Annotated in this window: 20 protein-coding genes; 17 read left to right on the plus strand and 3 right to left on the minus strand. The window is 40.1% G+C overall.

Annotation, left to right across the window (positions count from 1 at the left end):
• The first annotated feature begins 87 nt into the window (after positions 1–87).
• The 15 genes from J2743_RS09780 to ftsY all read left to right on the plus strand — a co-directional run bounded on the left by J2743_RS09780 (position 88) and on the right by ftsY (position 10,682).
• Positions 88–2,490 carry an STT3 domain-containing protein gene (locus J2743_RS09780; protein WP_209626705.1) on the plus strand — a complete coding sequence of 801 codons (2,403 nt, stop codon included), beginning with the start codon at positions 88–90 and terminating at the stop codon, positions 2,488–2,490.
• A 160-nt stretch (positions 2,491–2,650) separates the two neighbouring features.
• A complete protein-coding gene (locus J2743_RS09785; RefSeq protein ID WP_209626707.1) occupies positions 2,651–3,745 on the plus strand; it encodes an OBG GTPase family GTP-binding protein in 1,095 nt (364 codons plus the stop codon).
• A 68-nt stretch (positions 3,746–3,813) separates the two neighbouring features.
• Entirely contained in the window at positions 3,814–4,590 is a 777-nt protein-coding gene (locus J2743_RS09790; RefSeq protein ID WP_209626710.1) for a sulfide-dependent adenosine diphosphate thiazole synthase, read from the plus strand.
• Positions 4,591–4,701: 111 nt separating this feature from the next.
• Positions 4,702–5,250, plus strand: a complete 549-nt coding sequence (locus J2743_RS09795; RefSeq protein ID WP_245248226.1) for an adenylate kinase family protein — start codon at positions 4,702–4,704, stop codon at positions 5,248–5,250.
• Positions 5,251–5,444: 194 nt separating this feature from the next.
• Complete coding sequence (locus J2743_RS09800) at positions 5,445–5,816, plus strand: ribonuclease P protein component 4 (protein ID WP_209626712.1); 372 nt, start codon at positions 5,445–5,447, stop codon at positions 5,814–5,816.
• Positions 5,809–6,045: a YhbY family RNA-binding protein gene (locus J2743_RS09805; protein ID WP_209626714.1), complete on the plus strand. Its 237-nt coding sequence runs from the start codon at positions 5,809–5,811 to the stop codon at positions 6,043–6,045. The genes J2743_RS09800 and J2743_RS09805 overlap by 8 nt, the downstream gene beginning before the upstream one ends.
• Before the next feature lie 10 nt (positions 6,046–6,055).
• The gene (locus J2743_RS09810) at positions 6,056–6,493 is read left to right on the plus strand and encodes a 30S ribosomal protein S19e (RefSeq protein ID WP_209626715.1); all 438 of its coding nucleotides are present in this window, start codon (positions 6,056–6,058) and stop codon (positions 6,491–6,493) included.
• 48 nt (positions 6,494–6,541) lie between these two features.
• Complete coding sequence (locus J2743_RS09815; RefSeq protein WP_209626717.1) at positions 6,542–6,892, plus strand: DNA-binding protein; 351 nt, start codon at positions 6,542–6,544, stop codon at positions 6,890–6,892.
• Positions 6,889–7,491 (plus strand): DUF7411 family protein, encoded by a 603-nt coding sequence (locus J2743_RS09820; protein ID WP_209626719.1) that lies wholly within the window; start codon positions 6,889–6,891, stop codon positions 7,489–7,491. Before J2743_RS09815 ends, J2743_RS09820 begins: the two co-directional genes overlap by 4 nt.
• Positions 7,478–7,633 carry a 50S ribosomal protein L39e gene (locus J2743_RS09825; protein ID WP_039376813.1) on the plus strand — a complete coding sequence of 52 codons (156 nt, stop codon included), beginning with the start codon at positions 7,478–7,480 and terminating at the stop codon, positions 7,631–7,633. The genes J2743_RS09820 and J2743_RS09825 overlap by 14 nt, the downstream gene beginning before the upstream one ends.
• Before the next feature lie 24 nt (positions 7,634–7,657).
• On the plus strand, positions 7,658–7,903 hold the full coding sequence (locus tag J2743_RS09830) for a 50S ribosomal protein L31e (protein WP_209626721.1): 246 nt from the start codon (positions 7,658–7,660) through the stop codon (positions 7,901–7,903).
• 10 nt (positions 7,904–7,913) lie between these two features.
• Positions 7,914–8,588: a translation initiation factor IF-6 gene (locus J2743_RS09835; protein ID WP_209626723.1), complete on the plus strand. Its 675-nt coding sequence runs from the start codon at positions 7,914–7,916 to the stop codon at positions 8,586–8,588.
• On the plus strand, positions 8,585–8,815 hold the full coding sequence (gene rpl18a, locus J2743_RS09840) for a 50S ribosomal protein L18Ae (protein ID WP_209626725.1): 231 nt from the start codon (positions 8,585–8,587) through the stop codon (positions 8,813–8,815). The genes J2743_RS09835 and rpl18a overlap by 4 nt, the downstream gene beginning before the upstream one ends.
• Before the next feature lie 5 nt (positions 8,816–8,820).
• On the plus strand, positions 8,821–9,249 hold the full coding sequence (gene pfdA, locus J2743_RS09845) for a prefoldin subunit alpha (RefSeq protein ID WP_209626727.1): 429 nt from the start codon (positions 8,821–8,823) through the stop codon (positions 9,247–9,249).
• A 131-nt stretch (positions 9,250–9,380) separates the two neighbouring features.
• Entirely contained in the window at positions 9,381–10,682 is a 1,302-nt protein-coding gene (gene ftsY / locus J2743_RS09850; protein WP_209626729.1) for a signal recognition particle-docking protein FtsY, read from the plus strand.
• 9 nt (positions 10,683–10,691) lie between these two features.
• Here the strand turns inward: ftsY and J2743_RS09855 are convergent, their stop codons facing one another.
• The 3 genes from J2743_RS09855 to J2743_RS09865 all read right to left on the minus strand — a co-directional run bounded on the left by J2743_RS09855 (position 10,692) and on the right by J2743_RS09865 (position 12,120).
• Complete coding sequence (locus tag J2743_RS09855; RefSeq protein WP_209626731.1) at positions 10,692–11,009, minus strand: HepT-like ribonuclease domain-containing protein; 318 nt, start codon at positions 11,007–11,009, stop codon at positions 10,692–10,694.
• Between the two features lie 19 nt (positions 11,010–11,028).
• Positions 11,029–11,352, minus strand: a complete 324-nt coding sequence (locus J2743_RS09860; protein WP_209626733.1) for a nucleotidyltransferase family protein — start codon at positions 11,350–11,352, stop codon at positions 11,029–11,031.
• A 90-nt stretch (positions 11,353–11,442) separates the two neighbouring features.
• Entirely contained in the window at positions 11,443–12,120 is a 678-nt protein-coding gene (locus J2743_RS09865) for a class I SAM-dependent methyltransferase (RefSeq protein WP_209626735.1), read from the minus strand.
• Positions 12,121–12,232: 112 nt separating this feature from the next.
• Here J2743_RS09865 and J2743_RS09870 point away from each other — a divergent pair, with 112 nt between their 5' ends.
• Positions 12,233–12,940: a glycerophosphodiester phosphodiesterase gene (locus J2743_RS09870; RefSeq protein WP_209626737.1), complete on the plus strand. Its 708-nt coding sequence runs from the start codon at positions 12,233–12,235 to the stop codon at positions 12,938–12,940.
• Between the two features lie 149 nt (positions 12,941–13,089).
• Complete coding sequence (locus J2743_RS09875; RefSeq protein ID WP_209626739.1) at positions 13,090–13,548, plus strand: dCTP deaminase; 459 nt, start codon at positions 13,090–13,092, stop codon at positions 13,546–13,548.
• Positions 13,549–13,590 lie beyond the last annotated feature (42 nt).

Below are 13,590 nucleotides of genomic sequence, written 5' to 3' on the forward strand. Positions count from 1 at the left end.
AACAGTCCAATATAAGATAAATAGATAAAAACACGTTCACAAATTTTCACGGGTTTAACCAAAAAGAGTAATAGGGGAATGAAAAACATGGAAGCAAATGACATCTTATCCAAATTAAAACCAATCATAATAATCCTAGTTATATTTTCTCTGGTATTCTTCCTCCGCGCAGAAGCTGCAGATATTGGTGGAGTGCCAGACAATTATAAATCTTATTACCAGGAAGAAACTGGTTTACCCTATTTCAGTGAGATGGATTCATATTATAACTATCGTTTAACCAGTAATTTCATTGAACATGGCTATCTTGGGGATACCATCCAGAATGGTACGGATTGGGATCTACATTCATTCTTCCCTCCCGGAAGAAGTGCAGAATATCCACCCCTGATTGTTTGGGTAACCGCATTTTTCTATTACCTGGCCAATTTATTCGGTGATTATCCTCTGTTAGCAGTTAGCTTCTGGACACCCGCAGTTATAGCTTCACTGTGTGTGATTCCTGCTTATTTATTCGTAAGAAGGATCACCAATGATTACGGAGGGATCACTGCCGGAGTACTGGTGGGTGTTGCCACGTTTTATTTTTCCCACACATTTGTTGGTTTCTTTGACACTGACATGTTTAACATGATTCTACCACTTTTCGTAGTGTGGTTCTTCAGTGAAAGTATCACCGCCACTGACAATCGGAAAAAAATGATATATGCTGTTTTGGCAGCTTTTTCCATGCTTGTGTTCTCTTTAGCATGGGAAGGATGGTGGTACATATTCTATCTAGTGGTCTTCGTCGCCATAGTCTATTTGCTGGTATCAAAATACCTCTTTAAAATGGATAGTTTTAAATTATGGTCAGAATACTCCAGTAAGAAACAATGGCTCCTTGAACAACCAGTCCTACTCCCACTAATCATATTTATAGTGTTGAGTCTGGTGTTAATGTTCATGGCTTGGGGTAGTTCCCTATTCACGTACTATTTAATACAGCCAATCAGTGCAACTAAACTACAAGCAGCAACACACACTGCTTCCTATCCTAACGTATTCATATCAGTTGGTGAACTGCAGGTTCCAGATATTTCAACAGTGGTAGTTGATGTTGGGGGAGTTATACCCTTTGTATGTGGAATATTTGGTTTGTGTATCATTTTCTGGAATTTGAGGATCCAAAAAGCCAGGGCAAAAGGCAAAAGTAAACCTCCGAAAAAGGATAGAAAACCAAAGAGGGGAAGAAAATCCAGGAAAAACAGGACAAAAGAACCTGAAAAACCTGTTAAAGAAGAAAAAAAAGAAGCAAGCGGAATAAAACCTGGAGATAGGAGTACCTATCTTTATTATGCCATATTGTTTGCAGTATGGCTTTTAATTACAGCTTATGCATTCACCAAGGGTGTAAGATTTGTGGAAGCCTTTTCACTTCCAATATCTCTGTGTGCAGGGATTTTCGTAGGGTTCCTAGCAGATTATCTAAGAAAATACATTGAAAAACCCGCTTATCATGTCATAGCAATGGCTATAGTGATAGCGATGGTTTGTTTCGTGCCAGTAAGTTCTGCTAACACCCTATCTAACTCAGTGGTGCCTGGTACAGATGATGCCATGGTTGATTCCCTCTCATGGGTGAAAAATAACACAGATCAAGATACGGTAATGACTTCCTGGTGGGACTTTGGACACCTATTTGCAGCCAAGGCAGACCGTGGAGTAACTTTTGATGGAGGTTCACAGAACAATGCCAGGGCATACTGGGTTGGTAAAGCATTATTCACCAGTGACGAGGCTCTTTCTGCAGGTATACTGAAAATGTTGGCTGCCAGTGGTGATGATGGTTACACTACCCTGGAAAACTACACCAATGATACAAGTAAGACAGTTGAAATCATGGATAAGATTCTGGTCACTAATAAAACCGCAGCTCAGAGTATTTTAACCTCCCAGTATGGTTTAACCACACAACAGGCGCAAAGTGTCTTACAATACACCCATCCAACCAATTCTACTCCTAGTGTTTTGGTTACCAGTATGGACATGGTGAGTAAGGCAGGTTGGTGGTCTTACTTTGGAAGCTGGAACTTCACCACTGGAAATTCAACTAACTACATCTATTCAATGGCCCAGGCCGGTGCCACTTCCTCAGGCAGCACGGTTAACATCACAGGCGAAAATAATGTAACTGTTCAGATCACTGGCAATAACATCACTGGTGGTCTGCAGGTGAGTCAAAACCAGGTTGCCCCACCTCATCGTCTGATAATAGTTACCAATGGTACCACGGCAGTGGATACTGTAGTTAACAACGACAGTACCTTCTCCATACTGGTAATTTATCAGGACAACAACCTGATTACCGTGGCCATGAACCGGGAACTGGAGGATTCCATGTTCACCCGCCTGTTCTTCATGCAGGGATCTGGATTAACACACTTCAAACTGGCCAATAAGGAACCATCAACAGGAATATCTGAAGTAATGGTGTGGGATGTGAGTTAAAACTCCATTCTGCCATTTTCTTTATTTTTAATTAAAACTATTTTAAGTGAAAAACCCTATATTAGAAATAAATGTAGTTTTAAGGATAATTCAAATATATTAACAGAATTAATATGAATTTGATATTGATAGATTACACTCTTATTTTAAAGTGAGCTTTATGGACATCGAAGAAAAGATCCGTAAGATTGAAGATGAGATAACAAAAACTCCTTATAACAAGGCCACATCTCACCATATTGGGAAACTCAAGGCAAAAATCTCAAAATTAAGGGAAGAATCCATAAAAAAAAGCTCATCATCCACTAAAGGAAGAGGATTCACTCTTAAAAAAACAGGAGACTCCACAGTTGTCCTGGTTGGGTTTCCTTCCGTGGGAAAATCCACAATCCTCAACCAGATTACCAATGCCCAATCTAAAATTGGAGCCTATGAATTCACAACCCTGGATGTCATCCCAGGAGTCATGGAATATCGTGGGGCTCAGATCCAGATATTTGACATTCCGGGAATTATCGCCGGTGCTTCCAAGGGAAAAGGAAGGGGAAGAGAGATCCTCTCAGTGGCCCGTAATGCGGATTTAGTTGTAATGGTACTGGATGTATTCAACCCCCACCATAAGGAACTGATTATGGATGAACTACTGAACATTGGAATAAGACCCAACCAAACCGCTCCTGATATAAAGGTGAAACGCAGAAAAATAGGAGGAATTAAAGTAGCCTCTACGGTTCCCCTCACCCACATGGATGAAGGCACGATCCGTTCCATACTCAATGAGTACGGGGTGCACAGTGCTGATGTACTCATCAGAGAAGACGTTACCATTGATCGATTCATTGATTCATTGGACAATAGCATTGTATACATACCACTCCTAATGGTGGTTAACAAGATCGATCTGGCAGAAGAATCATACCTAAAAGAACTTCATGAAAAGATGCAAGATGCGCTTTACATCGCCGCGGATAAAGGAATGATGGTTGACGAACTTAAAGAGGAAATATTCAATCGTTTGAAGCTTATAAGAATTTATCTGAAGCCCCAAGGTAAGAAAGCTGATTTAAATGAACCTTTAATTGTTAGGGATGGGTCTACTGTGGAAGATGTGGCAGGCAGACTTCACCGGGATTTTCTTAAAAACTTTCGCCACGCCAAAGTATGGGGTAGTTCAGTGAAATTTCCTGGTCAGAAAGTAGGACTGGATCATGTATTGGAAGATAAGGATGTGTTACGTATAATTATCAAAAAATAATCATCAAGAAAAATCAAGTAATTTTATTACAATAAATTTTTAATCACATATTATGAGGTGTAAAAACGATGAAACTGGATGATATCATAGTATCAAGGGGAATTGTAGAAGGATACATGGAGGAATTATTAGATTACATGGACATGGATGTGGCTATAGGTGGAGGAGGACCATCTGGCCTCACCGCCGGTTACTACCTTGCCAAAGCCGGTCTTAAAGTTGCCCTATTTGAGAAGAAACTCAGTATGGGTGGTGGAATGTGGGGTGGTGGAATGATGTTCAACAAGATCGTAGTCCAGGAAGAAGGAAAACGAATCCTGGATGAAATGGGCATCAACTACCAAGAATACCAGGAAGGCTACTACCTGGCTGATTCTGTGGAATCTGCTTCCACACTCTGCTCAAAAGCATGTCAAGCAGGACTTAAAGTCTTCAACCTAATGGAAATTGAAGACGTGATGATAAAAGAGAAAGGAGTGGAGGGATTAGTGATTAATTGGAGCCCTGTTGAAATGGCAGGTCTCCATGTAGATCCCATCACATTAGGTGCAAAAGCAGTGATAGATGCCACCGGACACCCATGTGAGATAGTGAAAGTCCTGGAAAGAAAAATGGAAGCATCCCTGGAAACTGAAACCGGAGGGATAATGGGAGAAAAATCCATGTGGGCTGATGTGGCTGAAGGAAAAATCATAAGCAATGTCAGTGAAGTGTACCCTGGATTATATGTAACAGGTATGGCAGCCAACGCAGTGCATGGCTCTCCCCGTATGGGCCCCATATTTGGGGGAATGCTTTTATCCGGAGAAAAAGTTGCTGAAATCCTGATTGAAAAACTGAAATAAAACATTCTGACTATTCAAATTAGCAGCTAAAATAAAACATTCAGATGATCCCGGAATGAAACATTCCGAACATTCAAATTAACAGCTAAAATAAATTAATGAATCGAAAAAATGGATTTGGAAATGATAATACTCCTTACAGGAACCCCAGGAACCGGTAAAACCACTGTATCACCTTTACTGGCCGAAGAGTTTAACTGCACACTAATTGATATTAACCAATTAGTTGACGAGAAAAAACTCTACACTGGATTGGATTCTCAAAAGGGTTATAAAGTTGTGGATATGGTTGCTTTAGAGGGAGAAATCCAAAAAATCATTGATAAAAAAGACCATCAATGTGTAATAATCGAAGGACACCTTTCTCATTATTTCCCCCGGGCAAATTTCGTGGTTGTTCTGCGAACAGAACCCAGTGTCCTTGAAGAAAGACTCATAAAAAGGGATTGGAAATCATCCAAGATTCATGAAAACCTCGAGGCAGAAGCCCTGGATATCTGCACATGGGAAGCCCACCAAACACATGGTTCCAAGGTGCATGAAGTGGATACCACAAATATTACTCCAGAAGAATCAGTTAACACAATTTTAGAGATTATCAGGGGAGAAAAATCACGTCCGCCGGGCAATATAGATTTTTCAGGGTTTTTAACCAGATAAAACCTTTGAGGCCCTTGAAAATTATACAGATAATTAATGGGGAAAGCTTTTTAAGGGGTAAAGTAGTAAACTGTAATATTATTCTTAAGTACACCCTCAGGTTTTTTAGGAATTAACCCCTATGATTTACACTCCTGATGAAACTTAAGATCTCCGTATTCTGGCATTTATAGGTTCCACAAGGGGTTAATAAGTTGAAAAGAGGAAGAAGACCGCGATGGATGATTGATATAGCTCTAGAGCGAATGGAAATCCTCTTAAACCTTGCAGATGGGGAGTTTTCTATTCATCCGGAACGTTCCCATCGTTACGTGGAAATGGCCTGGAAAATAGCCACTAAATACAACCTGAAGATACCATCTTCATGGAGGGGAAGGTTCTGCAGGAACTGTCATAAGTTTCTAAAACCAGGTTCCAACTGCCAAATACGATTACATGATTCAATGGTAAATATCAAATGTTTGGAATGTGGAGAAATCATGAGAAAGCCTTACATTAAAGAAAAGAAGGCAAAAAGGAGGAATAAAATTGAATCCCGCACATTCCAAGAAGGAGCTGATGCGTAGGTCACTTTCCACCATCACCTTAAACATAGGCAAATCCGGAGTTAACCCCGGTGTTATGGACGAAATTAAGCGCCAGCTTAAGGAAAGAGAAGTGGTGAAGCTCAGATTTTCCAAGGGTATATCCCATGAGAAAGAAAACTATATTACCCACATCACCGAAAAATCAAATGCTAAACTCATTGATTTTAGAGGTAACGTTGCGGTAATCTTCAAAAAAAGAAGAAATTAGGAGAAATAATATGACTACGATTTATGATGTGCCTGCCGATTCGCTAATTAGCGAAATCGCCAAGGAGTTAAGTGAAAACAAAAAGATAACCCCCCCAGAATGGGCGCAATTCGTCAAAACAGGGGTTCATAAAGAGAGAAGACCCGAAAATCCTGATTGGTGGTATGTGCGCTGCGCATCTCTACTTCGCAGGGTATACATAGACGGTCCAGTGGGCATAAACAGTCTCAGAACCTACTATGGTGGAAAAAAGGACAAAGGTACTAACCCTGAGAAATTTAAACGAGGCAGTGGTTCTGTAACCAGAACAGCCCTTCACCAGTTAGAAAAAGCAGGTCTAGTTGAAAAAAGAGAAGAAGGACGAGTTGTAACTCCTGCCGGAAGATCTTTCCTTGACAAAGCCTCTTTCAAACTGAAAGAAGACATACCTGAACTTGCAAAATATTAGGAATATATAATCAATTTATAAAGGTACTAAAAAGAGAGGAGGTATAAGATGAGCGATATTGAGGAAATAAGGCGAAGAAGAATGCAGGAACTACAACAACAGGCAGCGGCACAACAAGCTCAACAGCAATCCCAAGATGCCCAATCCCAGGAACAGATGCGCAGGGAATTAGAAGCCCAAAAAAGACAAGCAATGATTCAAATACTCACCCCTGAAGCCCGCAGTCGCCTGGCAAACCTCCGCCTCACTAAACCTGAGTTCGTGGATCAGATCGAACTGCAACTCATCCAACTGGCCCAAATGGGCAGGATTAAATCAAAAATCACTGACCCTCAACTTAAAGAATTACTGCGTAAGATGGCAGGTCAGAAAAGAGATATTAACATCACCTGGAAATGAAAGCCGCGGTGTTATACAGTGGAGGTAAAGACAGCTCACTGGTAGCTGTAATACTCCAACGATTAGGATATCAAGTGGAACTGGTAACAGCCAATTTTGGTATTTTCCCTTCATGGAAATCCGCATCACAATCTGCATCTTGTTTAGGATTTAAACACCATGTCCTAAGGGCAGATCCTAAGATAATGGAAGAAGCAGTTAACATAATATTAAAAGATGGATTTCCAAACCACGGAATCAATCTACTACACAAAGAAATCCTCAAACAGGCTGCAGAGAAATATCAGGTGTTGGCTGATGGCACCAGAAGAGATGATCGGGTGCCCAAATTAAATTTGAATGAAATTCAAAGCCTAGAAGATTCTAAAAGTGTTCAATACTTAAATCTGGCTGGATGGGGTCATAAAACCATAAATCAGCTGTCAAAACAGCTCTTTAACCTTGTGAGGGAACCCACCAACAGGGATAACAATTCAGACTATGAGATTGAAATACGATGTCTAATAAACCAGGTGGAAGGTAAAGACACAGCTAGTAAATTATTCCCCCCACACATACAATCAAGAGTAACAGGATGGAGAAAAGATGAGCAGAAATAAACCATTGGCCAAAAAGTTAAGACTGGCAAAGGCAGGCAAACAAAACAGACGGGTGCCTCTATGGGTGATGATGAAAACCAATCGTAAAGTTAGAACCCACCCGAAAATGAGACATTGGAGAAGAAGTAAGATAAAAGCATAATTTTAATTTGAGGAGTGAATAGAGATGGAAAGAGTTTATGTTATACCCCTCCGGGATGCTAAAAAGGTTCCAAGAACCAAAAGGTCACCAAAAGCAACCCGTGTTGTGAGGGAATTCATCCAGAAACACATGAAATCTGATGACGTCAAACTGGATGCATCGGTAAATGAAACAATATGGGAAAGGGGAATTCAAAAAATACCCCCTAAGATCAAAGTTAAGGCAACCAAAGAAGATGATGGTTCCGTACTGGTCACCCTAGCCCAATAGGTGAGCTCCTATGATTAGGAGAGTTAATCTGGCCGGCAATCCCAATTTAGGGGTTTCCCTGGCAGCCACTGACAAAGTGGCCCTGGCACCACCTAACCTGGGAGAAAAAATGGTACAAGTTGTGGAAGAATGCCTAGAAGTACCTGTAATTAAAACTCCTATAAGTGGAAGCAGCCTGGCCGGAGCCCTGGCAGTAGGAAACTCCAGAGGAATTCTGGTATCCAAATACGCCTTTGACAAAGAGATAAAAACCATAACAGAATCTGGTTTAAAAGTAGAACGGATACCTGACAGACTTACTGCAGTGGGCAACATAATACTGGCTAACGACCACGGAGCTTTGGTGAACCCATTACTATCTGAAGAAGCCATGGAAGTGGTTTCCGAAACCCTTGACGTGGACGTGGTCAGAAGTAGTATAGCTAATTTCAAAATCACCGGATCAGTGGCAGTAGCCACCAACAAAGGAGTACTTGTCCACCCATCATCAACCCCAAAAGAATTAGAATTCATGGAAAAAACCATGAAAGTCCCTGCAGATATTGGAACAGTTAACCAGGGAACAAAACTGGTGGGTGCAGGCACAGTTGCCAATTCAAATGGTGTATTGGTAGGAGAAAATACTACAGGTCCGGAAATGGCAAGAATCGAAGAATCATTAGGTTTTCTTGAGGAATTATTATGAAAACGAAGATATACAGAGTTCAAGGTAAATTCATCATGGGAGACAGTTTCAAACCCTTCACCAGGGAATTGAAAGCCATGGGTGAAGATGATATTAAAGAGAAGATCTACTCAGAATTCGGTAGCAAACATCACATTGTGCGCAACCAGATACATATTGAGAAAATAGAGGAAATCTCTGCTGAAGAAGTAATTGATCCACTGATCAAATCACTGATTTCGGAGTGAACAACATGGAAGACCGGAAAAGGCTGGAAGAGATCATAAACGAGCTTAACGCCTACAAAGCCCAGGCCGAAATGTTAAACCAGCAGGTGGAAACCCTTAAAAACACCATCGCAGATCTGACAGTTGCACAAGAAACACTGGATGCTATTAAGGGGAAAAAATCACCTGAAACCCTGGTACCAATAGGAGCAGGCTCATTTCTAATCACAGAAATTAAAAACACTGAAGAAGTGATTGTAGGTCTCGGATCCGGGGCTGCGGTTAAGAAAAACATTGAAGATGCTAAAATAAGCATTGAAGAACAGAAAAAAGAGTTGGATGGAGTAATGCAGAAGATGATGGGAGATCTCCAGAAGATCAGTGACATCATCACCCAGAAAAGCCCAGAAGCTGAAGAACTCATCCAAAAAATTGAGGGTACACCAGAAGAATAATTACCCTAAACTTTATTTCTGTTTTATAGACAAGGACATTGTTAAAAAATATTTATAACATTATAAAAAACCACATTTTTTCAAGATATTTTTTTTAAAATCGTGTAGTTCTGTTGAAGGAGGGGATGTTTTTGTTTGAATCTCTCAAAAAGAAGTTCTCCGGTGCAATTGGAAAAATCTCTGATGAGGTAGTCTCCGAAGAAGAAACTGCCAAATCAGAGGAAAAAAAGGCAAAATCAACCTTAAATAAAGATAGAGATAAAAAATCCAAGGATAAAAAGGTTGAAACTACTTCAAAAAAGGTTGAAACACTACCAAAAGAGAGTACAGAAGATAACGATTCAAAAACCCCATCCCTTAAAGATAGGAAGGATGAATCCTCTCAAAAAGGCACTGATGAGGAAGAAAAATCTCGTTTTTCATTTTTACGCAGGAAATATACAGATGAAGATTCAACTTCTACAGATGAAGATTCAACAAAAACCGAGTTGAAAGATGTAAGTGATTCTGAAACAGATTTAACAAAGTCTGAAGATGTCGCTGAAGAAGAACCATCTGGCCTGTTTACCTTCGCCACTCATAAAACCATATCTGAGAAGGATGTAGATGACATCCTTTTTGAACTGGAACTTGCCCTTCTGGAAGGTGATGTTGCACTGGAAGTATCCGAACAGATCGTCAAATCAGTTAAAGATAACCTGGTGGGCCGCAAGATAAAAAGGAGAAATGATGTGGCCAAATTTACTAAAGAAGCCCTAAAAAATGCCATATCTGACATACTGGTTGTTGAAGGCCCTGATCTGGAAAAATTAGTTAAAGATGCCAAAAAAACTGGCGAACCACTTAAAATAATGTTCGTGGGTGTTAACGGAACAGGTAAAACCACCACCATCTCTAAAATTGCTGATTACTATCTTAAGGAAGGTTACACTCCGGTTATTGCTGCTTCTGACACTTTCAGGGCAGGAGCCATTGAACAAATATCCCACCATGCCGAGAAAGTGGGAGTGAAGATCATCCGCCACCAGAAAGGTGCAGATCCTGCAGCTGTGGCCTATGATGCAGTGGAACATGCCAGGGCACAGAAAAAAGAACTGGTACTCATTGACACTGCGGGAAGAATGCAGACCAACGTGAACCTCATGGATGAAATGAAGAAGATCCAGAGAGTGGTCAAACCAGAACTCGCCATATTCGTAGGGGATGCACTCACTGGTAACGATGCAGTAGAGCAAGCCCGTAAATTTGATGATGCCGTGGGAGTAGACGGAATCATACTCACCAAAGCCGATGCCGATGCCAAAGGAGGCGCAGCACTCTCAATAGGGCATGTTATAAATAAACCCATACTCTTTTTAGGAGTTGGACAGGGCTACGGAGACATCATGGAATTTCATCCAGATTGGATGGTGGAACAGGTTCTTGGGGATTAATAAATTCTTTTAATCTAATTTTTCTAAAATTTCTTCTAATTTTGGCTTTAAACGTGGTATTTCAATCTTTATAGCTTCCCACACCAATTTATAATCTACTCCAAAATAAGCATGAATCAAACGATTTCTCATCCCGGCCATGTTTTTCCAGGGAATCTCATGATTTTCTTCTTTTATTTTCTCAGAAAGATGTTTAGTGGCTTCACCAATGATTTCAAATTTCCTAACAACAGCACTGGATGTTTTATCATCTTTTTCTAGTTCTTCCAGAGTCATTCCTTCCACAAAAGATTCTATTGATTCCATGGCAGAGACAATATCATTCAAAAATAATTTCTGGTCTCTCTTACACTGACACAACCTCAGCCATTATTTGTTCCTTTAATTCAGGCCTAATAGCTCTTTTTGAAACCAGATCGATTTTAATTCCCAGTTCATCTTCCAGGAAATCTGCAAGACCTGCAAAGTCAAGTAAAGATGCTCCTTCTTGAAATTGAACCAGAATATCCAGATCACTATCCTTTCTTTGCTCTCCACGGGCAAATGAACCAAAAAAACCAACAATTTCTGCTTTATATTCTTTTTTTATTTGTGGGTTGAGTTCCCTGAGAATCATCACAATATCTTCACAGTTTAAACCATTTTGAAGATTCTGCCATTTTTTTTCCACAAAATCACCCAAAGATAAGAGACTTGATAATAATCTTATTAATGGAACCTAATAAAATTTTAGAATTATTGTTTATCCTAAAGCTGACAACTAACTCCGCCCCCCATACACTCCAAAATAATAATATTTCCACACCACATCCACATCATGGAACCCTGCATCTTCCATCCACTGAATGTGACTGCGCAGGGGTGAAGGTGAGTCCTCTTCCCGGTGTTTGGGCAGCCATATCTTTTCTACTTCTTCCAGGGTATGAGTTTCCAGAATGAACTCCACCCATTTATCCATATAAATCTGGTTAAGGTAGGGAGAAGTTCCGGTGATATTATCAGCATTATAAAAGACTCCTCCCTCTTTAATGAACCCTTTTATTCTATGGTAGAATGATTCCTGTTCTTCAGGGCGTAGATGGTGCAGTGCCAGGGAGGATATCACCGCATCATACTCTTCTTGGAAGTTAAGGTCTCGGAAATCAGCTACCTTAAATTCAATATCACGGTAAGGTGATAGTTTGGATTTTGCTATCTGGATCATGTTCTCAGCCATATCCACACTAGTAATCTGTGCATTGGGAAACCTATCTTTAACCCCTTTTGATATATTTCCAGTACCACAACCCAGATCCAAAACCTTAATTTCATCTTCCCTGTTAAAAGGCAATGATAATATCAGGGATTTAACCATATCATCATAGAAAGGGATCAATGTCTTTATGAGTTCGTCAAATACCTCTGCTTCTTTTTCAAAATGGTCCTTAACCTGCTTCATTTCATCACCATTCAACCACGATGGATTAAATCATTATTATCATTCATATGTTGGATTAAATTCTTGAGATGATCTTAAATGATTTTTGAGTCAAAGCACATATTAAATACCTATGAAGATCATTGCTCACCGGGGTGCTTCTGCCCTGGAACCAGAAAACACATTACTCTCCATGAATCATGCATTTTGCTTAGGAGTGGACATGGTAGAAGTGGATGTACGTCAATCTGCAGATGGAGAGTTGGTGGTTATCCATGATGCAACTGTAGACCGCACCACCAATGGCACGGGATTGGTGAAGGAAAAAACACTCACCCAGTTAAAGGAACTTGATGCAGGCAAAGGAGAAACCATACCCACACTCAGAGAAGTTCTGAAGATGGTAAAAAGAACAGGAACTGTTGAAGGGCAACCTAGTTTGGTGATTGAAATAAAGGAACCACACATTGAAAAACAGGTTTTAGATACTCTCCGGCAGGAAAATATGTTGCAAGAGGTTATTGTAGCCTCATTCTATCATAATGTTTCACTGAACCTTAAATCCCTGGACAAATCCCTTAAAACAGGGGTTATTTTCATATCCCAGCCAATACATCCTGAAAATCAGGCCATAGATGCCCAGGCAGATGTTATGTTCCCTTTTTATCAGTATTTGAGTGAAAAAATGGTGGAAAAAGCCCATAATCACAATATTGAAGTATATACTGGGGTGGTGGATACAGTTAAAGATCTCAGGTTTGTTTTATCCATGGGTGTGGATGGATTTGTATCCAACCAACTTCTTGATAGGGAATTATTGAAAGCTGAACTGGTGATATAGACGTACTGGTCATGTAATTTTATTTTTTTAAGATGTCATATTTTTAAGTGTTAAATCAGAATCTATCTAATATCCAAGTAAAAAATCTAATGTAAAAAAAATCATCCTAATTATTGCAGGAAAAAGCTATCCATGTTAGGTGAAAATCAATGTTAGGTGAAAAAGAACTCATAAAATTATTCCCAGAATTCAGGGAACTGGTGGAACCATCCGGCATAGATCTGAGAGTTAATGAAGTTTACAAGCAGAAAGGACCAGGATCCCTTATTGACAATGAAAAGAATCTTCCAGAACTGGAAAGACTGGATCCACCACTTTACACCCTACAACCAAAAACTGCTTACAGTGTAACCATTGACCGGAAGATAAAAATTCCTAAAGGCTATGCAATGCTTTATCTGCCTCGTTCCACTCTCTTACGCTCATTTATAAGTATACACACAGCAGTGGGCGACCCAGGATTCTACGGAACCCTACAATTCCTCCTGGTAAACCAGGGAGAATTCCCCTTCACACTAAAACGTGGTGAAAGAATTGCACAGGGAGTTGTTTTCCCGGTTGAGGGTTCAGGCGAATACGATGGAAGTTACCAGGAAAAAGAAGACTAAATAATCGAACAAATGAGTTTAAAGGCACAATTTTGAATTTTA

Source organism: Methanobacterium petrolearium, assembly GCF_017873625.1.
GTDB lineage: Archaea > Methanobacteriota > Methanobacteria > Methanobacteriales > Methanobacteriaceae > Methanobacterium > Methanobacterium petrolearium.

Excerpts from the sequence above, each read along its gene's own strand:
- J2743_RS09830 (WP_209626721.1), top strand. The coding sequence starts at position 7,658 with ATGGAAAGAGTTTATGTTATACCCCTCCGGGATGCTAAAAAGGTTCCA.
- J2743_RS09815 (WP_209626717.1), top strand. The coding sequence starts at position 6,542 with ATGAGCGATATTGAGGAAATAAGGCGAAGAAGAATGCAGGAACTACAA.
- J2743_RS09820 (WP_209626719.1), top strand. The coding sequence starts at position 6,889 with ATGAAAGCCGCGGTGTTATACAGTGGAGGTAAAGACAGCTCACTGGTA.
- pfdA (WP_209626727.1), top strand. The coding sequence starts at position 8,821 with ATGGAAGACCGGAAAAGGCTGGAAGAGATCATAAACGAGCTTAACGCC.
- J2743_RS09810 (WP_209626715.1), top strand. The coding sequence starts at position 6,056 with ATGACTACGATTTATGATGTGCCTGCCGATTCGCTAATTAGCGAAATC.
- J2743_RS09835 (WP_209626723.1), top strand. The coding sequence starts at position 7,914 with ATGATTAGGAGAGTTAATCTGGCCGGCAATCCCAATTTAGGGGTTTCC.
- J2743_RS09875 (WP_209626739.1), top strand. The coding sequence starts at position 13,090 with ATGTTAGGTGAAAAAGAACTCATAAAATTATTCCCAGAATTCAGGGAA.
- J2743_RS09825 (WP_039376813.1), top strand. The coding sequence starts at position 7,478 with ATGAGCAGAAATAAACCATTGGCCAAAAAGTTAAGACTGGCAAAGGCA.
- J2743_RS09795 (WP_245248226.1), top strand. The coding sequence starts at position 4,702 with ATGGATTTGGAAATGATAATACTCCTTACAGGAACCCCAGGAACCGGT.
- J2743_RS09780 (WP_209626705.1), top strand. The coding sequence starts at position 88 with ATGGAAGCAAATGACATCTTATCCAAATTAAAACCAATCATAATAATC.
- J2743_RS09870 (WP_209626737.1), top strand. The coding sequence starts at position 12,233 with ATGAAGATCATTGCTCACCGGGGTGCTTCTGCCCTGGAACCAGAAAAC.
- rpl18a (WP_209626725.1), top strand. The coding sequence starts at position 8,585 with ATGAAAACGAAGATATACAGAGTTCAAGGTAAATTCATCATGGGAGAC.
- J2743_RS09865 (WP_209626735.1), bottom strand. The coding sequence starts at position 12,120 with ATGAAGCAGGTTAAGGACCATTTTGAAAAAGAAGCAGAGGTATTTGAC.
- J2743_RS09790 (WP_209626710.1), top strand. The coding sequence starts at position 3,814 with ATGAAACTGGATGATATCATAGTATCAAGGGGAATTGTAGAAGGATAC.
- J2743_RS09785 (WP_209626707.1), top strand. The coding sequence starts at position 2,651 with ATGGACATCGAAGAAAAGATCCGTAAGATTGAAGATGAGATAACAAAA.
- J2743_RS09805 (WP_209626714.1), top strand. The coding sequence starts at position 5,809 with ATGCGTAGGTCACTTTCCACCATCACCTTAAACATAGGCAAATCCGGA.